Annotated in this window: 16 protein-coding genes; 3 read left to right on the plus strand and 13 right to left on the minus strand. The window is 46.4% G+C overall.

What is annotated here, in order from left to right; genetic code table 11:
• The first annotated feature begins 106 nt into the window (after window positions 1–106).
• On the plus strand, window positions 107–2,341 hold the full coding sequence (locus R7070_RS15305) for a hypothetical protein (RefSeq protein WP_318141238.1): 2,235 nt from the start codon (window positions 107–109) through the stop codon (window positions 2,339–2,341).
• Window positions 2,342–2,482: 141 nt separating this feature from the next.
• Window positions 2,483–3,478: an ABC transporter substrate-binding protein gene (locus R7070_RS15310; RefSeq protein WP_005375798.1), complete on the plus strand. Its 996-nt coding sequence runs from the start codon at window positions 2,483–2,485 to the stop codon at window positions 3,476–3,478.
• Between the two features lie 82 nt (window positions 3,479–3,560).
• Here R7070_RS15310 and R7070_RS15315 read toward each other — a convergent pair whose 3' ends face one another.
• The 7 genes from R7070_RS15315 to R7070_RS15345 form a co-directional block, all read right to left on the minus strand.
• Window positions 3,561–3,938 (minus strand): nuclear transport factor 2 family protein, encoded by a 378-nt coding sequence (locus R7070_RS15315; RefSeq protein ID WP_005390944.1) that lies wholly within the window; start codon window positions 3,936–3,938, stop codon window positions 3,561–3,563.
• Between the two features lie 142 nt (window positions 3,939–4,080).
• Complete coding sequence (locus R7070_RS15320) at window positions 4,081–4,812, minus strand: DUF3726 domain-containing protein (RefSeq protein ID WP_213907622.1); 732 nt, start codon at window positions 4,810–4,812, stop codon at window positions 4,081–4,083.
• Complete coding sequence (locus R7070_RS15325) at window positions 4,809–6,545, minus strand: hypothetical protein (RefSeq protein WP_213876122.1); 1,737 nt, start codon at window positions 6,543–6,545, stop codon at window positions 4,809–4,811. The genes R7070_RS15320 and R7070_RS15325 overlap by 4 nt, the downstream gene beginning before the upstream one ends.
• Before the next feature lie 101 nt (window positions 6,546–6,646).
• A complete protein-coding gene (locus R7070_RS15330) occupies window positions 6,647–8,248 on the minus strand; it encodes a BCCT family transporter (RefSeq protein WP_318141239.1) in 1,602 nt (533 codons plus the stop codon).
• A 109-nt stretch (window positions 8,249–8,357) separates the two neighbouring features.
• Complete coding sequence (locus R7070_RS15335; RefSeq protein WP_005375791.1) at window positions 8,358–9,347, minus strand: membrane dipeptidase; 990 nt, start codon at window positions 9,345–9,347, stop codon at window positions 8,358–8,360.
• A 69-nt stretch (window positions 9,348–9,416) separates the two neighbouring features.
• Window positions 9,417–10,877 carry an aldehyde dehydrogenase family protein gene (locus R7070_RS15340; protein ID WP_213907621.1) on the minus strand — a complete coding sequence of 487 codons (1,461 nt, stop codon included), beginning with the start codon at window positions 10,875–10,877 and terminating at the stop codon, window positions 9,417–9,419.
• 73 nt (window positions 10,878–10,950) lie between these two features.
• Window positions 10,951–11,349: a RidA family protein gene (locus tag R7070_RS15345; RefSeq protein ID WP_005375789.1), complete on the minus strand. Its 399-nt coding sequence runs from the start codon at window positions 11,347–11,349 to the stop codon at window positions 10,951–10,953.
• Window positions 11,350–11,504: 155 nt separating this feature from the next.
• Here R7070_RS15345 and R7070_RS15350 point away from each other — a divergent pair, with 155 nt between their 5' ends.
• The gene (locus tag R7070_RS15350; RefSeq protein WP_005375788.1) at window positions 11,505–12,395 is read left to right on the plus strand and encodes a LysR family transcriptional regulator; all 891 of its coding nucleotides are present in this window, start codon (window positions 11,505–11,507) and stop codon (window positions 12,393–12,395) included.
• An 80-nt stretch (window positions 12,396–12,475) separates the two neighbouring features.
• On the opposite strand, the gene R7070_RS15355 is transcribed toward R7070_RS15350, so the two are convergent.
• The 6 genes from R7070_RS15355 to cyoA form a co-directional block, all read right to left on the minus strand.
• Window positions 12,476–13,582, minus strand: coding sequence for an NADH:flavin oxidoreductase (locus tag R7070_RS15355; RefSeq protein ID WP_086047323.1), 1,107 nt, complete (start codon window positions 13,580–13,582; stop codon window positions 12,476–12,478).
• A 670-nt stretch (window positions 13,583–14,252) separates the two neighbouring features.
• Window positions 14,253–15,167: a heme o synthase gene (gene cyoE, locus R7070_RS15360; RefSeq protein WP_213911997.1), complete on the minus strand. Its 915-nt coding sequence runs from the start codon at window positions 15,165–15,167 to the stop codon at window positions 14,253–14,255.
• Window positions 15,128–15,439, minus strand: coding sequence for a cytochrome o ubiquinol oxidase subunit IV (cyoD, locus tag R7070_RS15365; protein WP_012842490.1), 312 nt, complete (start codon window positions 15,437–15,439; stop codon window positions 15,128–15,130). Before cyoD ends, cyoE begins: the two co-directional genes overlap by 40 nt.
• A complete protein-coding gene (gene cyoC, locus R7070_RS15370) occupies window positions 15,439–16,041 on the minus strand; it encodes a cytochrome o ubiquinol oxidase subunit III (RefSeq protein ID WP_213911998.1) in 603 nt (200 codons plus the stop codon). Before cyoC ends, cyoD begins: the two co-directional genes overlap by 1 nt.
• Window positions 16,031–18,067, minus strand: coding sequence for a cytochrome o ubiquinol oxidase subunit I (cyoB, locus tag R7070_RS15375; protein WP_256900012.1), 2,037 nt, complete (start codon window positions 18,065–18,067; stop codon window positions 16,031–16,033). The genes cyoC and cyoB overlap by 11 nt, the downstream gene beginning before the upstream one ends.
• A 5-nt stretch (window positions 18,068–18,072) precedes the next feature.
• A complete protein-coding gene (gene cyoA / locus R7070_RS15380; RefSeq protein ID WP_005388604.1) occupies window positions 18,073–18,954 on the minus strand; it encodes a ubiquinol oxidase subunit II in 882 nt (293 codons plus the stop codon).
• Window positions 18,955–19,121 lie beyond the last annotated feature (167 nt).

Consider the following 19,121-nt stretch of genomic DNA (forward strand, 5'->3'; position numbering starts at 1 on the left):
GCCTTCTATCGGCGGGTTCCTGATTAGGACTTTGTGAATGGACTATAATTTCTCTTTGTATTCTGGCCCTTAATTCGAGTCATCTAAGTATGAGTGAGATAACCCCATGTTGAAGTCGCATTGTTTTTCTCTCATTGCACTTGCTTCTCTGAGCTTACTTTCTATACCCAGCGTTTGGAGTAGAACAGCAATCGTGTTACCTGGATTGCATGAACAGGGTATTGATCTTCAAGATAAGCCTATATCTGCTGCCGCTGCACTTGAATGGGAGTTGGATAATGCCGATATCGTGTTTGGAGCTTACAAAGATAAGAGTGATAACGAGCGTGTAAAAGCGCTTGGTTACATGTACAACCAAAAGCTGGAACTTAACTCAGGTTGGCTGGAAAACGATATACGTAACCAAGCAGAACTGAATGGAATTGACTACGAAGATTTCTTTCTCCACTTTTCTGAAGACACTATCCTAGCTGAAGTCGACTCAAGCCATGGTGAAAATACCTTACTCAATCGAAAACCGATGATCGTTGGCTATACCGCCAGCGCTGACCACGCCGGCTTTTGGCTATATCAACCACCGCCATGGGATGCTGATGTATTTGGCCAGGCGAATAATGGTGGAGCCCTCTATGTCTATCACTCAGAGAAGTTCGACCGCTTAGCCTTTACGTTCTCTCAGTTTGCTCAAGGCGGCAGCTTCACGATTGAATACCCTTCTGCTATCGACTCGTTTGGTCGGGTAACAGAATGGAAACGCTTCGCGATTAAAAAAGACAAAACTGAGAACATGACTAAAAACCAAACAGTAAACTGGTCTGTTCCTTCGGATTGGGTTCGCGCTACAACGCATGATGGTAGCGGAAAAACTTATGGTGGCGGTCAGTACTTTGGCTCCACCTTTTTACGCGACGGCGGCCGCCTTTACTTTGCGAAAATTACTTGGCATGACGGCAACATAGAAAACCGCCCACGTCTCGAAAACATTCAACTCAAAAATAGCTTCCCTGCCGTCAATATCTCAGGAGCACCAACGGAGACACCGGAAGGTCAAACCATTCAACGCTGGCGTAAAATTCGTGGCTTCGACAAATCTGCAGATCGAAACCAAGACAATTATCTTTCTTGGAATGAATACAAAAACCGTTCGAATAAGAATGCAACGGCCCGATTTCGTTGGGAGTCACGGGTTATTCCATTTGGTCGTATGTGGAATCAAACCTCTTCTTGGGCATTGACCAATCTCGGTAATCCCGTTTTTACCAATACAATGCGCCACTATTACCAAGCTGAATGGGCGAAACAAGGTTTAAATGGTGCGTACAACGACGATACGAATAAGTTACTCGGTGCAAATCAGTTCTACATATATTCCGGAGGCACAGTGGATGAACTTGGTTTGGTGGCGGGTAGCCAAGCTGCTGACGATGCTTACAAAGCGCAATTCTCGGCGTTCTTGAATAAACTGGCAACGCTGGATGAAGATGCGTTAATTGGCCTCAACATAGGTACGGCAAACTTATTCGGTCGTAATGGGCAAAACCACTTGGTTAACGCTGGCTCCTTGTACTTGCGCGAGCACTACCTTTTCCCTGCTACCGGCTTTAGTGGCTATGCTGGCTTGGCTAAATTTTGGGATAACTCTGCACTCGCCAAAGCGGGTCAGAAAGTGATTTATCAAGCGACCACGCGTTATGGTCGAGTTCAATACTTTGGCAACACTGAGGATAACTGGAAACAGGACCAATACTCTGCACTAGCGGTGTTCTACTTAAACTATCACCCTGAGCGCATTTACTTTAATCAGTGGAACAATGGCTACTTATATGGAAGTGATAACACAACAAGTGACAACTTCTGGAAGGCAGGCGTACCAAAGAATATTGCTTATCAACCTAGCTCCTTGCTTGCCGTTGATTTGGGAGAGCCTGCCAATCAAATACCAGAGGGATATCAGGCGACTCCGCTAATGATGTCCACCAGCACGCCCTATTCCGCCGATTACACGGTGATTGGAGATGCTTCTATGAGCAAAGTGGCTCACCCTGACTTGCCTAATGGCGCTATCGATTTGTTACCAACCCATACTTACTTTGCGTATCACTCAGACGATACGGTAGTGATGCATGGCCCTACAGAGATGGTGTTAGCCCGCGAATTCACCAAAGGCCGAGTGCTGTATTGGACTGATTTCTTTGGCAAAAATATCGATTACTTCTCCTCACCGAAGATAACTATCGCACTTCCAGAGCCTATGCGACCTGTAGATCAAGACGGTAACATCGGCGACTATGTTTCTCATATTGAGATTGGCGGCTACGAAGGAGTGTTCTTGCTGTATTAACTCCCTTTCAACACGCCTCACCAAACGCTTCATAAATCACCGTTTTTATGCTTAACGTCACTGAAAAAAACTTGTTCACTGAATCTTTATAAACCGATGTATATACTGAAGTAAATGACAACGACAAGGAAATTCAGTCACATGAAGACGACACCTTCAATGCTCTCTGTTCTGCTGCTATCAGCATTATCTACTCATGCAAATGCGGACGAATGCGGAAAAATAACCATCGCAGACATGAATTGGAATTCGGCCAGCTTAATGGCGCACATCGACCAATTTGTCTTAAATGAAGGCTACCAGTGCGATGCGGAATTGATCCCTGGTGATAGCGTTCCTACAGGCACCTCTATGATTGAAAAGGGACAGCCTGACGTTGCGCCAGAGTTATGGACAAACGGTATTAAAGAAGCACTTGATAAAGGGATTGCGGATAAACGCTTGCGCATCGCTAGTGAATCGCTTGTCAATGGTGGTGAAGAAGGGTTTTGGGTTCCCGCCTATCTGGTAAAACAGTATCCAGAACTCGCGACGATAGAAGGCGTCATCAAGCACGCCAAACTATTTGAACACCCAGAGGATGATGACAAGTTCGCGTTTTATAGCTGCCCTGCTGGTTGGACATGCCAAATCACCTCCGGTCACTTGTTTAATGCATTAGGGTTAAGTGAGCACGGCTTTGAGATGGTTGACCCAGGATCTGGCGCAGCATTAGCTGGCACCATCGCCAAAGCCTATGATCGCAAAATGCCTTGGTTTGGTTACTACTGGTCACCGACCCCCGTATTGGGCAAGTATGATATGGTCAAAGTGGATTTTGGTAGCGGAACAGATTTAGAAGAGTATCGCAACTGTACCACTCAGCCTGATTGCGCTTCACCAAAAGTAACAATGTACCCACCTTCTCCAGTTCGCACAGTAACAACTGAGGCGTTTGCGAGCAAAGAACCCCAAGCATTCGCGTACTTGCAGAAACGCGGATTTACCAACGAGCAAATGAGTGAAATGCTGGCCTGGATGGAAGATAACTACGCGGACGGTGAAGAAGCGATGTTTTACTTCTTTAATACCTACCCTGACTTGTGGAAAGGCTGGGTATCTGAAGACGTCGCGGTGAGAATCGAAAAAGCGCTTTGATGATTAATACTTAAAGTGCCACAAATCATTTAACCTCCCATACCGTTTGAATAAACGGCATGGGAGACTCGTCAACGACTCGTTAATACATGGTGTGACCATTCAATGTTTCTTTAGGAATCTCTTGCAGAGCGTCCCAATGTTCAACAATCTTCCCATTATGATCAAAACGAAAGAAATCCATCGTCACGTATTCAATATCATTAGGCCATGTTTGGTGAGTGTGTAGTGCCACCAAGTTCCCTTCAGCAATGGCTCGCACAAACGTAATGTCTTTATTGGGATACTCATTTTGCATCCGCTCAAAATACTCGATAAAAGCCTCGGGGCCATTTCCAACTAATGGATTATGCTGGATGTACTCATCGCCAACATAGTCTTCAACCGCTTTTCTTGGATTACCTCGATAGGCGGTTTCGTAAAACGCAATGGCATTTCTTTTATTCTCTTGCAGATCCATTTTTCTTACCTGTGTTGCTCCATCTTGCGGATAACGGTAATCATAGTCTTTGAACTTCAGAAGTGACCAAACTTCGCGCACAAAAAAGGCCGCTAAAGAGCAGCCTTCATCACTTCTACTTGGAATCATCGCCTTTCATCGCTTAAACCACACCGCCAGCACCGAGCATAGAACGCTCACTGTTCTCCACCAGCAACGCGGTTGCGGTTTGTTTCAGTGTTTCCCATTCTTGGTCTTCGACAAAGATACCATTTTGCCAAGAAGCTTGTTGCGTGCGGCTTAACTCATCACCTTCAATGTGGGTGGTATACCCTTGTGCACTTTTCTCGATATCGAAATCGTTCACGGAGAGCTCGATAACCATACTATGCAAATCCGTATCATGCCCATCAAACTGATCCGAGAAAAAGACTTCTGGCGCGATTCGTCCACGGTTTAACACATAAAGCGTTCGCTTGGGACTAGAGCCATTGACCCATTGTGCACGGCACGCAATGCCTTTTGCAGAGAGCTTCAACAACTCACTAAAACCTAGCCAACGGTTATGGCACTGCGTCAACGTGATAGCAATCGACTTACGGTTAATCATTTTCTCAAGTGCGAAATCCAACACAGCGGGTAAATGACACGCTACACTCCCGTTGTGCAGTTCTACCTCTATGTTTGACGGCGTACTGTTGGTCACCGATACGGCGCAGTCTGAATCTAACCCAAGAAACAGACTGGCGTTATTAAAATGACGAACTCCATGTAAGCCAACCATTTGCAAGTCCGCCACCATGTTCGCAATGACATCCGCCTCACCACAGTGACGGCGCATGCCAAGAAATGCCTTATTAACCGCGGCCACCAATTCGTTGTGAGAGACGATCATAATGCAAATCCTCCACTGATTTTTTGATTATCACTTTGCGCAATTTCGTCACGTGGCGGCATGCTAGGGAAAATCCATGTGTCTGCCAGTTTAGGATCGTGAATTTCATCTAACAACGGCGCACCTTGGAAGAAAGTTACTCGAACCCAACGATCCGAGCGCGGATCAAACTTAGTCGCGCCAAAGATCGCCAATTTACAGCGCAGTAAGTGCATTGGTAACGCATCTTTACGCAGCACATTCATTTGAATATCCCCCATCGCACGGTTGCCTAGCGTCCATACGCGACGTGTGATCGAACGATAAGCCGGTTTTTGCAATAGAAACTCTGCTACGGACATTTCTACATCACAGTCAAGCAAGGCCTGGTACAAGCGATTCACTTGTCTGCCGATATCAAGCGGCAGTTCTTTTTCTTCTCCAGCCTCTTCCCCGCGAACACCAAGCCTTGGCTCTTCTTTATCTTGTGAGCGATACCAGAACCAGTAGTTGTTCTCGGCTAGTGAGTAATCCGCATCAATCGCCCAGCGGTACTTGCTTTGCAACACTTCCAGTAAATCTTGGATCTTTTTCCCGCCCGGAATAGATAACGTTTCATCCGTATTCATTTGGCTAGCAAATTCATCCACTAAAGATGGGTAGAGTTCGATCAAGCAAGAGGTGAGGATTTCTTGGGCTTCCACACTCATTGTTTTCTTATGCTCGACCAAACTCGCCCAGTTCGGATGTAATGCCATTAACGTTGTTAGCTTCGATAGCAGTTGTTTGATGTCTGCTATCGCTTGATGATTGAGCCTGTCTTGATGTTCATTGATGGTGATGACTTGCTCTAAATGACGCTGTGCTTTTTGTAGTAATCCTTGCAAAGGAGCATGGAATGAAGCTTCACATGGCATCGCAAAGACTCGCGCTACCGCACGTTCGCGAGAGGTCATCCATTGGTCAACGATGCACGGGTGATTAATCAAGTATGGAGCCATGCCTAAGCCAGTCGCATTGCCGACACCAAGGTAGCGCTGCAAGCCACGATGCAAAGCCACCGCGTTGTCGCCACCTTGTTGAAGTGCCAGATAGTGCACCCAATCTAGGCTGAATTCACGCAACATATATACGGCACACATTTGCGCACTAAAAGACTGGCTGAAATCTGAGTTGTTCTCTAACAGTTTGAAATCGGCGATACCAAACTTTCCGTTACCATAAACTGCTGTGGTACGCAGGATATAACCCACTTCCGCTAACTCTTTCGGCTCAGGCTGCTCGCCTTGAGAAAGTGCGCTAACAATGTGCTCAAACACGCGCACACTTTTATTTGCGCGAGCAAGAACAAGTACGTTGTTTGGATTACGTCCCGCTTCTTGCAGCGGTACATTTTCTCGCAATCTTTCCAACAAAGTAACATCAACATCGCCTTGAACCAGTGCAAATGTGACGTCCCACTTTTCAGCAATTACGCGATCATTACGCTCGTCGTCGGCAATTTCATCACAGAATACCACCAAATGATAAACGTGCTCTGGCGTGGTCAATTTGTAAATCACATGACCATAACCACGAGGACAAAGCTGCCACTCATGCTTGGTTACTTGCCAGTTTTGGCTTGCCATATTACGAATCAGACTGCGTACAAAGCTGATTCGGTTTTGGTGCATTGCGCCAAGCCTTTCGGCTGCCATGACAATCGCTGCATCGCGCATAGTTGCTTCCGTATAAGTAGAACGATGTGCATCCATTTTGCTCACCACCTATTTGTTATTGTAAGAATACTAGGGTTTGTGCGGATGCAGGAGGAAAACACCCGCACAAGCTCCACGTTGTTTGAATTAGATAATTGTTATAGCCCTTGCTCTTTCGCCATTTTGATTGCGATTTGCGGCGCATTCCAAAGTGACGGTAACAGAATCAACGAAACCGGAACCGCGGTAATCACAATGAAAGATTGCAGTGCAGAGATGCCACCAGAGCCAAGAGAAATCAGGATTAGTGCCGTCACACCCATCATTACGCCCCAAAAGGTACGGATGATCGCATTCGGCTCCGTTTCACCACTGATCACGACACTGATTGTGTAGGTCATTGAGTCGCCCGTCGTGACGATGAAGATCGTGGTTAAAATCAGAAATAGAATTGAAGTCAGCATTGGCATTGGTAGTTGCTGAGTCACCGCAAGCAAAGCACCTGGCAGGTTAAAGCCTTCGAACGCCGCACTCACGCTACCCGGTTCAGCAATTTCAAACGCAAGACCTGAGCCGCCCACAATCGTGAACCAAAAACAGGTGGTTAACGGAGCCACAATACTGATGGTGGAAATGACTTGTCGGATAGTTCGACCACGGGAAATACGCGCAATAAAAATTGCCATCATCGGACCATAACCAAGGAACCAGCCCCAGAAAAATACTGTCCACCAGCTTAGCCAACCTTCATCACCACGGTAGGTCGCCATTGGGATAAAGTTATCCAGCATGCTCCCTACACCTTGAATGTATCCGTTAAAGATAAAATTCGTAGGGCCAAAAAACAGGATGTAAACCATCAATGCCATTGCCAGAATCACGTTGTAACGACTAAGCAGTTGCATACCTCGGCTTAATCCACTGAGTGCTGACAAGGTGTAAAGAGCAATCGCAAACAAGATGATGATAAGCTGAGTGGTAAAGCCATCAGGAATATCAAACAGCGCATTTAACGCGTAGCTAACCTGCAAGCCTAGAAACCCAATGGGCCCGATGGTGCCCGCGGCTACCGCGATAATGCAGCACGCGTCAATCAATGCACCGAGTTGGCCTTTAAGTGCTCGTTCGCCCAAGACTGGGTAAAGCAAAATACGGGGTTTTAGTGGTAAACCTTTGTCGTAATGTAGGTGCATCGCCACGATGGAAGTTAAGCTACCTACAATCGCCCAAGCTAGAAAGCCCCAGTGCATAAAGGATTGTGACAACGCATTCACCGCACCTTGCTGCGGGTTATCTTGCGCGCCGTACAAAGGGGGTGGGCTAACATAGTGTGCGATAGGCTCAGCCGCGGCCCAGAAAACACCACCACCAGCCAATAAGGTACAGAAAATAATCGCCATCCAGCGGAAAGAGTCCATTTCTGGTTTTGCAATCCCGCCCAACATCACCTTGCCTGTTCGCCCTGCAGCCAAGCCAAGACCAATAAGAAAAGTGAGAAGCAGCAGTAACTGCCAGTATGGACCAAACACCTGAACTGCCCAGCTAAAACCGGCGTTAACGATCGTAGATAACAGCTCGCCGTCATAAAGTGCAATAGCAACGAACAACGCGATGAAACCACCGCTATACCAAAAGGCCGGGTTATTCAGTCCTAATTTGTCCATCGTGTTTTCTGTTGTTGATGTGTTGTGTTTTACTTTTGACTTACCCGATGACACGCTCATCGTGGAAGCTTTCATGCTATTGGTTAAATCAGACATACTCTGGCTCCAGAGGTTCTTTGCAGCAGCCAAAGACTGGCTACAAATGTGAGTTTTACGCCTGCCGTATTGTTATTATGTGGGCAGGCGGTTCCTACTTTGGGGAATGCTATGAAATAGGCTCTAATCCTTCTTTAAGGAAGTTGAACCAGTTTTCACCCAATATTTTTCCAGCCTCAGATTCACTGAATCCGTGATCCATTAATCCGTTGTAGATGTTCTCCATCCCTGCGCTGCCGCAGAACCATGGCAGCGCATCTGGCCATCCCGAGTTACTTGCTGAACCTTCGCCGTAATCCATCGCTTTTGACCAACGCCCGTTGCGCATCCATTCCAACACTTGTTGCGGCTGATTTAGGCACAAATCGCTACCGATACCTAAATGGTCAACGCCAAACATGTCTGCGGTTTTCGCAACCATCTGGCAGAAATCATCCAACGTGCACTGGCTGCCATTTGGCAAATGGAACGGATATAAACTGAATCCAATCAAACCACCGCGCTCCGTCAGTGCTTTGATCACGGTATTAGACTTGTTGCGCAGTGCGTCATGCGCAAACGTCGGGTTAGCATGGCTGATACAAATTGGACGCGAAGAAAGATCGATGGCTTCCAACGTCGAACGCTCTGCACTGTGGGACATATCAATGATCATTCCGACTCGGTTCATCTCTTCAATCGCTTGCTTACCAAAGCGAGTTACGCCGGAATCGTTTTGTTCGTAACAACCTGTCGCCAGTAAGCTTTGGTTGTTGTAGGTCAGTTGCATGATCAGCAGGCCTTGGCGGCGCATCACTTCAATCAGACCAATTTCATCATCGATAGGTGAGCAATTTTGCGCGCCGAAGAAGATGCCGACTTTGCCTTCTGCTTTGGCTTTTTCTACATCTGCCATTGAATAAATAGGCATGATGAGGTCCGCATTTTGCTCGAAGCGCAAGTTCCACTCAGCAAAACGCGTTAAGGTTTCGCGCGCAGTTTCGTGGTAGACGATGGTGGCATGAACGGCGGTAATGCCACTCGCCTTAAGCGTTTGGAAATACTCTCGATCCCAATTGCAGTACTGCAATCCGTCAATCACAATCCGTTGTTGGTACATAACCACTCCTTAAACAATTTCTTAGCCTTTTCGTGCGGGCAATTGACACCATCAGTTACCCTGCCGATCTTAGTAAGGACGCTGATAAGCGGTTTTCACTACGGTGTAGAACTCTTTGGCGTACTGACCTTGCTCACGAGGACCAAAGCTAGACTCTTTACGGCCACCAAATGGAACGTGATAATCTGTACCCGCAGTTGGCAAGTTAACCATGACGCAGCCCGTTTGGACTTGCTGTTTGAAGATCGCGCTATTACGCAAGCTTTGCGTGATAATGCCGCCTGTCAGGCCAAAGCGCGTATCGTTCGCGACTGCAATTGCCTCATCCAGATCAGAAACGCGAATCACGCTCGCCATTGGCGCAAAGACTTCTTCTTGGTTCACTTCCCAGCCATTCTGTGTATTTAAAAACAGAGTTGGTGACATGTAGTAACCGTCATGCTCTAGGCTCAGACGCTCACCACCGAAAGCCAGCTCCGCGCCTGCTTGGCGTGCGTTTTCGATCCACTCAAAGTTCGCATTCAGTTGGTTACCATCAACCACTGGGCCCATGAACACGCCCTCTTCCAGTGCGTGACCCACTTTAAGTTCACTCATGCGTTTGATTAGCGCTTCAACATACGCGTCGTGAATTCCGTCCATAACCACAAGACGAGAAGACGCGGTGCACTTTTGACCTGCACCCGAGAATGAGCCTGCGATTGTCGCTTCGACAGCAATCTGAATGTCTGCATCATCTGCCACTACGAGCGCATTTTTGCTACCCATCTCTAGCTGACAACGCACAAAATTTGGTGCCGTTGCCGCTGCAACTTTACGGCCAGTGTCCACAGAACCAGTGAAGCTAACGCCGTTCACGTCCTTCGAATTGATAAGGGTATTACCGACTTGCGAACCGCTGCCCAAAACGAGGTTAAACGTGCCAGCAGGTAAACCTTGGCGATGGATAATCTCTGTCAGCGCAACGGCACTTGCTGGGGTTAGGTTGGCAGGCTTCCAGACGACGCTGTTGCCAAACGCAAGTGCTGGCGCGATTTTCCAAGCCGCTGTTGCTGTTGGGAAGTTCCAAGGAGAGATAATGGCGATAACGCCGACGGCTTCGCGAGTAACTTCAACGGAGACACCTGGACGGACGGAAGCAGCGCTATCGCCAATTTGACGCAGAACCTCAGCAGCAAAGTATTGGAAGAATTGGCCAGCACGGTATATCTCACCTCGACCTTCAGCAAATGGCTTACCTTCTTCACGCGAAAGCAAGGTGCCCAATTCGTCACATCGTGCAATGAGCTCATCACCAATCGCTTGTAGCACTGCTTGCTTGCGCTCGATTGGTGTTTTTTCCCACTCTGGCTGCGCTGATTTAGCCGCTTGAATCGCTTGCTCTACTTGCGACACATTCGCTTGTGCGAAATCGCCAATGTTTTCGCTGATATCAGAAGGGTTAATATTGGCGATGGTGTCCATGCCCGATTGCCATTCACCTGCTATATAGAGGGATTTTTCTGCTTGAACATTGTTAATAAAAGTCATGGTTCTTTCCTTGTTCTTCCGATTTGTGATGGCAAGCCACTCACTCACTGATCTCTAATTATTCTTATTGGATTTATTCTGGTTGGCTTGCCGACGCGTAGACAACAAACTCCACCAACATCTCTTCTCGCGCTAACCCTGCAACCACCATGGCGGCGCGATTTGGGTACGGCGCTTCAAAATATTCCGCGTACACTTGGTTAACGGTCTTTAAGTATTCTCTGTCAGTCACATAAATCAGGACCTGCAACACCGAGTCCAAAGACTCCCCTGCACACTCCAGGGTGTGAATGAGATTGTTAAAGGTTTGACGTGTTTGTGCTTCGATACCGCCTTCCACAACCGCGCCTGTGTCATCAATAGGAATTTGAGCCGTATACAGGGTTCCGTTGTTGACTATCGCCCATTCAAGCGGCGCTTTAGAAGCAAATAGACTGGTTTTAACTGGGTGTTTTTTAGTAGGAGTATTCACGTGCCTTTCAACCTTTGTAACAGCTTTGTTTCAATATGGTTAAATGATGCACATTGACAGGCGATAAATCTAACGGTAAATTTTTGACATTTGATAAATTAAACTTATCACTCTGTTTAAAATAACGTAAATAAAGGGATTAAGAGGCATTAGGGATGAGTATTAAGCTTCAACAATTAATGCATTTTGTGATGGTAGTCGAGGAAGGAGGCTTTCGAGCCGCTTCACATCGTGCAAATCGTTCTCAGGCGGCACTGTCAACATCGATAAAAGAGCTTGAAAAAATTCTAGGGCAAACGCTGTTTGAACCCGGAAACAAAACCAAATTGACCCCGTTTGGTGAAATTTGTCTTCCCAAAGTGGTTCAGTTTCTCAATATCTACAGTGCACTAGACAACGATCTCAAAGCAGCCGCTGCCGGACAGCAAGGGAGAGTGCGAATTGCGAGCGTTCCTTCTGTTGCAGCGAAGCTCATTCCTAGCGTGTTGGGCGCCTTTTGCGAACAGTATCCAAATGTAGAAGTAAGCTTGATAGACGATAATGCCGCTGGCGTCGAGGCTCGCCTACTCTCCGGTGAAGTCGACTTAGCGCTCGGTAACCCCTCTCACCTCGATGAGGGCGGCATTGACTTTACACCGCTGTTAGCCGATCCAATAGGCGTGGTGTGTTTAAAGGACAACCCTATTGCGAGTCATCCAGAAGGAATCGAGTGGCAAACTTTGTTGGAACAACCCTTTATCCGTAACGGCACTTGTACACTTCTCGATCCAACCCCAGCAAGAGCTCTGAGTCAGCAAGCGCTCTATTCGGTCGAAAATATTACTTCGCTGTTTTCTGTCTTAGAACTTGGGATTGGTGTCACGACCCTACCGAAGCTTGCTTTCCCAACCAATGAAACACGCTTGGTTTGGATTCCGCTTATCGATCCACCACTTGAAAGGCAAATTGGTATATTTACGTTAACCGATCGCACGATCTCGCCTCAAGCTAAAGCATTTCACGATCTTTGTGTGCATTATTTAAACTATCAAAAAGAAGATAAATAATGGTTCGATTAACATGCGGATAATTGAAAGCCTCCATATTCAGAGTGGAGGCTAATTTGTATTTGTGTAGTCGCTTCGTTTTATTTTTTGCGACGATTTCGGTTCTTATACACCACGCAAAAGTTACCACGCTTGGTACGACACTTTGAGCAACGTTCGCAATCTACTGGTGCGCGATTGCCTTCTTTCCAACGTTTGATCAACTGCGGCTCAGCCAATAAAGGGCGTGACACAGCAAAAAATTGGATATCTGTGTTTTCTGCAATTTTCTCAATCGCATCAATGTCGCTCAGCCCGCCGACAGTAATCACCGGTATGCTAACATCCTGACTGATCACGTGACCATATTCGTGAAAGTAACCTTCTTCTTGTAGTGTGTAACCATCGAACGTTTGACCAACAAGTTCGTTTGCTTTGCCGTGAACATTGCCAGATACGATGATCGCATCAACGCCTACTTCTTCAAGTTTCTTACAGACGACGCGAGTTTCATCGAACGTTAAACCGCCGTCAAAGAACTCAGTTGCCGTCAGTTTAACGAGGATGGGAAATTCGCTTCCAACCAGCTTTCTGGTTTCAGAATAAATTTCTAAAAGAAAGCGCATGCGATTTTCTAAGCCACCACCATATTCGTCTTCGCGACGATTATAGTACGGGCTTAAAAACTGGTTAATTAAATAAGTGTGCGCCGCATGAATCTCTACGCCGTCAAAACCAGCGTCTTGAGCACGTTTGCTCGCCAATGCGAATGCCTTTACGATGTAGTCGATTTCGTCCTTTGTCATCGCTTTGCCTTGCGTATTTGTACCACGCTCAGGCACGTCACTCGGAGCGAAGATGACACGCTCACCGACGTTATGGGTGGTTTTGGTGCCACCGTAAGCAATTTGCATCACGATTTTAGAATCTTGTTGATGTACTAGCTCTGTTAGCTTTTTGTATTCTTCAATAAAAGAGTCGTTGTAGATCCCCATCATACCTGCGTTGGGTTTCTCTTCTTCAACGATATTGGCATAACCCGTAACAATAAGCCCAACTTCCCCTTTCGCAAGCGTTTCGTAAATATCGTAAAGCTTTGCCGTCATATGACCATCTTCGGTCGCCATGTTCTCCCACGTTGCGCTTCTCACAAAACGGTTCTTTAGGGTCATGTTGCCAATGCGGGCTTCGGAAAACAAAATGCTCAAAACCAGTCCTCTTAAAGTTGTCTTTATGTTTTATCTGTTCGCAAGTAAACAAGAACGAAAAAGGAACAGCGATACACGATGTATGGCTGTTCCTTCTCTGAATCCTTGAGACCTGCAAACTACAGGCGCACCTTAATGCCTCGGAGACGACAAAACTTTAATCTGGGTTAATGTTTAGTGAGTTTTTAGACTATGTAAAAGGATGATTCTTAATCGTGTTCATTTCACTGGAGTTAAGATGCTTCCTCACCCACTTTCAGTCGTAAAACTTGTGTATTTCGCTAGCTGGTGATTCAACTTAAACATTCGCATTGTTAGTTTGTATGCTGCTATGGGAACTAGCACTACCCCAAATGTTTACATTACAAACTATCGATATTGAATTCTCATATGGTAAGTAGAGTTATTGCGCTGTTTATACTTTTAGCTTAATCGTCGCTATCTCTTGGCATTATTACGCGTCAGCGGAAACGCGCGATCTACTATGTTTTACACACTGGTTGTTTTTGCTTTTAGATATGAATACGTGATAGTGAAGCTAGAGGAGGAACAGGAAAAACAGGGAAAACAAAGGACAATAGAAAGTTAAATGACCTTACTTCTAGGTAAGGTCATTCATGCATTCAGCAGCAAAAGATATTGGCGCTTAGCAAACGCTTAGGTTTGGTTGTTACAGAGCTAGAGGAATCAACTCGACACCAAGCACACCACTAATCCCCATCACCACTAGCAGTGAGACTTTAAACACCGACTTTGACCAAGCGATGTAGTTGTTGTCATCAATGCTGCGAAAGGTCACTTTCGTCCACATAAAGCAAACAACCGCTGCAACCGCTAAGTATTCATACCCGGCTTCACCTAGTAAAAATAACCCCAATGATGCTGCTCCAAAAGCCACGACATACGCTTTCATGTGTCGATGCGCTTTATGAATGCCTTCTTTAACTGGCAATACGGGAATCCCGGCTTCTCGGTAGTCTTGCATGCGGAACATGGCAATGGCATACGAGTGCGGCATTTGCCAGAGACAGAACATGGTAAAGAGTAAAATCGCTTCCAAGCTAATGAAGTTTGTTACCGCTAAGTAACCCACCAATGGCGGAACTGCGCCTGAGATACTTCCCACTAAGGTCCCATACACCGAGTTACGTTTGTACCACATCGTGTAAAAGAACACGTAATACACGTAGCCAAGCAACACGACGACAGCGGATAGTGGGTTCACTTGGATAAATAACAGTGCGGTTCCTACCAGCAATAAAGCAAGTGCATAAACAAACGCAATATCGATATTGATGTTGCCTTTCACTGTTTCACGATTTCGTGTACGTGCCATCTTTTGGTCGATATCACGATCGAAAATATTATTCACCACACAACCTGAAGCGATGACTAACCCAACACCAACTAACGTCGTAACGAACAACATTAGACTGGCTGGTTCTGTTTTTGCGGCGAGGAAGAACCCCGCCGCAACAGAAATCAGGTTGCCGAAAATAATGCCCGGTTTAGTGATAGACAAATAACTTTTCAGCATACCTTGACCTACAACTTCATGTTGACGTTCATGTTGTAGATGATCCATACCGAGCCAGCGATAAGGATAAGTACAACAATGGCGGTAAACATCAGTGATACAAGGTTCCAACGTCCGTCGGATGTTTTTGTTTCCATGTGCAAGAAGTATTTAAAGTGAACAAATATCTGCACTAATGCACATCCAAATAGAATCGCATAGGTCGTTGTATCTGGTAATGATTTCGTCCAAACAAAGTAGAACGGAATTACAGTCAGAATCAGTGAGGCAATAAAGCCTTTCACGTAATCTGACGCACTGGTTTCTACATGTTGATCCATTACATTACCCCCAGTAAGTAAACGATGGTAAAGACACAAATCCAAACGATATCTAGAAAGTGCCAGAATAGGCTTAAGCAGTTAAAGCGCATTGCCATATTGTCGTTCAGACCTTTCGTCGACAGTTGATGATACGCTACCGCTAACCAAATCAGACCAAAGGTTACGTGCAGGCCGTGCGTACCAACCAACGTAAAGAATGCCGACAGGAATGCACTTGTTTGGGGCCCATAGCCTTCTTCAATCAGGTGATGGAACTCATAGACCTCCATACAGATAAAGCCAAGACCAAGCGCGAACGTGACTAACATCCAACGTTTGAGACCAGCAACATTGTTGCGCTTCATCGCGATAATGCCAAAACCAAATGTGATACTGCTAAACAGCAGCAGCATGGTTTCGACAAACACGAATGGCAGTTCGAAAATGTCGTTACCTGTTGGGCCCGCAATTGAATTGCTCGACAACACAGCGTATGTCGCGAACAAGGTCGCAAACAGTACGCAGTCACTCATCAGGTAAACCCAAAAGCCAAATAGCTTGTTGCCATTCGTGTCATGGTGGTGATCATGGTCGTGATGTGCTGCGATATTAGTTTGCATACGTCACCTCCAGATCATCTTTACTTTCGCTGTCTTTCACTGAGTTTTTCTTCGCTTCTTCAAGCTGAGCTCGACGCTCGGCCTCAATTGCTTTGATCTCTTCAACTTCCACGTAGTAATCCACGTCATCGTTGTAGCTGTGCTGAATACACGTCACGATAATACCGACCAAACTTGCTGCCGCTAGCCACCAGATGTACCAAATCATGCCGAAGCCAAATAGGAGCGACCAAGCCGACACGTAGATGCCTGTTGCCGTGTTTTTTGGCATATGAATACGTTCGTATTCCACTTCTTTAGTTGGATCGAACTCGCCACTTTGTTTCTGGTACCAGAAGGCATCCAGCACATCACCTTTTGGCAGGTGTGCAAAGTTGTAGAACGGCGGTGGAGACGATGTTGCCCACTCAAGAGTACGACCACCCCACGGGTCACCAGTTAGGTCACGGTTTTGCTCGCGGTCACGGATACTCACGTAAATTTGGATGAACTGAGACAATACGCCCAGCGCAATCACAACCGTACCTGCTGCGGCAATCGACAACAGTGGGAAGTATTCAGGGTTGATGTCTTGGCTTAAACGACGAGTCATCCCCATGAAGCCCAGCGCGTAAAGCGGTAAGAACGCCATTAAGAAACCAATAACCCAAAGATAGAACGCGCGTTTGCCCCAAGTTTCATTCATGGTGAAACCGGTCGCTTTCGGGAACCAGTAAGTGATCGCAGCGAAACATCCAAACACCACACCACCGATGATAACGTTGTGGAAGTGAGCAATTAGGAATACTGAGTTATGCAGAACGAAATCTGCACCCGGAACAGCCATTAGTACGCCCGTCATACCACCAACAGTAAAGGTGATCAGGAAACCCACCGTCCACATCATTGGCGTCGTAAAGCGGATGCGGCCTTTGTACATCGTGAATAGCCAGTTGAAGATCTTCACCCCTGTTGGGATAGAAATGATCATCGTGGCAATACCGAAGAAGGCATTTACGTTCGCGCCAGACCCCATCGTAAAGAAGTGGTGTAGCCAAACGACAAAGGCAAGAATCGTGATAACTACGGTAGCCCAAACTAGCGATGTGTAACCGAACAACTTTTTACGTGAGAAGGTTGCGGTGACTTCTGAGAACACACCAAAAATTGGCAAGATCAAAATGTACACTTCTGGGTGACCCCAAGCCCAAATCAGGTTGACGTACATCATTACGTTGCCGCCAAGATCATTGGTAAAGAAGTGCATGCCTAGGTATCTATCCAGCGTAAGCAGAGCGATAGTCACCGTTAGGATTGGGAATGAAATGATGATCAAAATGTTTGCACACAGAGACGCCCAAGTGAAAACTGGCATCTTCATCATTGGCATAGACGGTGTACGCATACGCAAAATGGTCGCGAAGAAGTTCACGCCTGTTAACGTCGTACCAACACCTGATATCTGCAGCGCCCAAATCCAATAGTCGACCCCGACTCCTGGGCTTGCCTCAATACCTGAAAGCGGCGGATACGCTAGCCAACCTGTACGACCAAATTCACCTAAGCCGAGAGACATGTTTGTTAGGATGACACCAACAACAAACAGCCAGAAGCTCAAGTTATTCAGATACGGGAAAGCCACGTCACGTGCACCAATCTGCAATGGCACGATGATGTTCATCAAACCAATGACCAATGGCATCGCTACAAAAAAGATCATGATCACGCCGTGGGCAGTAAAAATTTGATCGTAGTGATGCGGTGGCAAGTAACCTGCTTCACCCGCAGAAGAAAGGAGTTGCTGACTACGCATCATGACTGCGTCAGCAAAACCACGAACAAGCATCACCATCGCTACTGCGATGTACATGAAGCCAAGTTTTTTATGGTCTACTGAAGTAAACCATTCATTCCACAAATATTGCCACTTTCCGGCTTTGGTCACCGCGTAAACTACGGCTAAACCAACCAGCGCCACAACCGCTAGGGTGATGACGATAATAGGTTCGTGGAATGGAACTGAATCAAGAGTTAATCTTCCAAACATTACGATTATCCTTGGTTTTCAGGCAAACAGTTCATTGAACCAGGATGCTGAGTCACAACGTCGGTGAACAAGAACGGAGGAACGCTAGAGAACAAAGTGACTGGCTCTGCGATACTTGGCGCTGCCAGTGAGCTGTATTGCTCCCAATCTTCAATACGATCAGGGCTCGCCTTCACTTTCTGCACCCAATTTAGGAACGCAGCACGATCAGACATTGCTGAAGCTGTGAACTTCATTTGCGAAAAGCCTTCGCCGCTGTAGTTCGATGCAAAACCCTTGTAGTCACCTTCGTGGTTCGCTATCAGGTTGAGCTTGGTTACCATTCCTGGCATCGCGTAGATCTGTGTACCTAAGCGAGGGATGAAAAACGCGTTCATGATGTTGTCCGAAGTCAGTTTGAACTGCACTGGCACGTCTTTCGGGAACGCCACATAGTTCACCGTCGCAATGTTTTCTTCTGGATATATGAACAACCATTTCCAATCGAGTGACACCACTTCGATGGTCATTGGTTTAACATCACTTTCCAAAGGTTTGGATGGCTCTAGTTCATGAGTTGAACGCCATGTGATCGTCGCAAGAATCGCAATGATGATGATTGGAATTGTCCATACCACCACTTCGATTTTGGTCGAGTGTGACCACTCGGGTGCGTACTCTTCTTCAGTGTTAGAGGCGCGGTATCGGTAAGCGAAGTAAATCGTCATTAAAATCACAGGGATTACAACGATCAACATCAGCAAAAGAGCAGTAATAATTAACTCTTTTTCTTGCACACCAATGGCACCTTTGGGGTCAAGTAAAGCTGAATTACATCCTGAGAGCATAAGTATGACGGACGCCAAACTTCCCCTCGACAAGATGCGTTTATATCTTGAGGCTTCCATTAACTTTCTCGATGGTTGTCTGGTTTCAAAGCAGATGCCAATCAAAGTAAATAAAAGCTCACAAATAGCGCAGAGGTAATGTATGAGAACAAGAAAAAACTTCGATAAGTAGTTATTCTACTTACAATTTTTCAACTTCGTCATCAAGCATTTAACCAGCTAGAATG

This window comes from Vibrio sp. 1557 (assembly GCF_033340175.1).
GTDB lineage: Bacteria > Pseudomonadota > Gammaproteobacteria > Enterobacterales > Vibrionaceae > Vibrio > Vibrio alginolyticus.

Bases quoted from the DNA above. Each gene is read 5' to 3' on its own strand.
- R7070_RS15310 (WP_005375798.1), top strand. From the start codon at position 2,483: ATGAAGACGACACCTTCAATGCTCTCTGTTCTGCTGCTATCAGCATTA.
- cyoE (WP_213911997.1), bottom strand. From the start codon at position 15,167: ATGGATCATCTACAACATGAACGTCAACATGAAGTTGTAGGTCAAGGT.
- R7070_RS15305 (WP_318141238.1), top strand. From the start codon at position 107: ATGTTGAAGTCGCATTGTTTTTCTCTCATTGCACTTGCTTCTCTGAGC.
- R7070_RS15325 (WP_213876122.1), bottom strand. From the start codon at position 6,545: ATGGATGCACATCGTTCTACTTATACGGAAGCAACTATGCGCGATGCA.
- R7070_RS15335 (WP_005375791.1), bottom strand. From the start codon at position 9,347: ATGTACCAACAACGGATTGTGATTGACGGATTGCAGTACTGCAATTGG.
- R7070_RS15320 (WP_213907622.1), bottom strand. From the start codon at position 4,812: ATGATCGTCTCTCACAACGAATTGGTGGCCGCGGTTAATAAGGCATTT.
- R7070_RS15330 (WP_318141239.1), bottom strand. From the start codon at position 8,248: ATGTCTGATTTAACCAATAGCATGAAAGCTTCCACGATGAGCGTGTCA.
- cyoD (WP_012842490.1), bottom strand. From the start codon at position 15,439: ATGGATCAACATGTAGAAACCAGTGCGTCAGATTACGTGAAAGGCTTT.
- R7070_RS15315 (WP_005390944.1), bottom strand. From the start codon at position 3,938: ATGGATCTGCAAGAGAATAAAAGAAATGCCATTGCGTTTTACGAAACC.
- R7070_RS15340 (WP_213907621.1), bottom strand. From the start codon at position 10,877: ATGACTTTTATTAACAATGTTCAAGCAGAAAAATCCCTCTATATAGCA.
- cyoA (WP_005388604.1), bottom strand. From the start codon at position 18,954: ATGGAAGCCTCAAGATATAAACGCATCTTGTCGAGGGGAAGTTTGGCG.
- R7070_RS15350 (WP_005375788.1), top strand. From the start codon at position 11,505: ATGAGTATTAAGCTTCAACAATTAATGCATTTTGTGATGGTAGTCGAG.
- cyoB (WP_256900012.1), bottom strand. From the start codon at position 18,067: ATGTTTGGAAGATTAACTCTTGATTCAGTTCCATTCCACGAACCTATT.
- cyoC (WP_213911998.1), bottom strand. From the start codon at position 16,041: ATGCAAACTAATATCGCAGCACATCACGACCATGATCACCACCATGAC.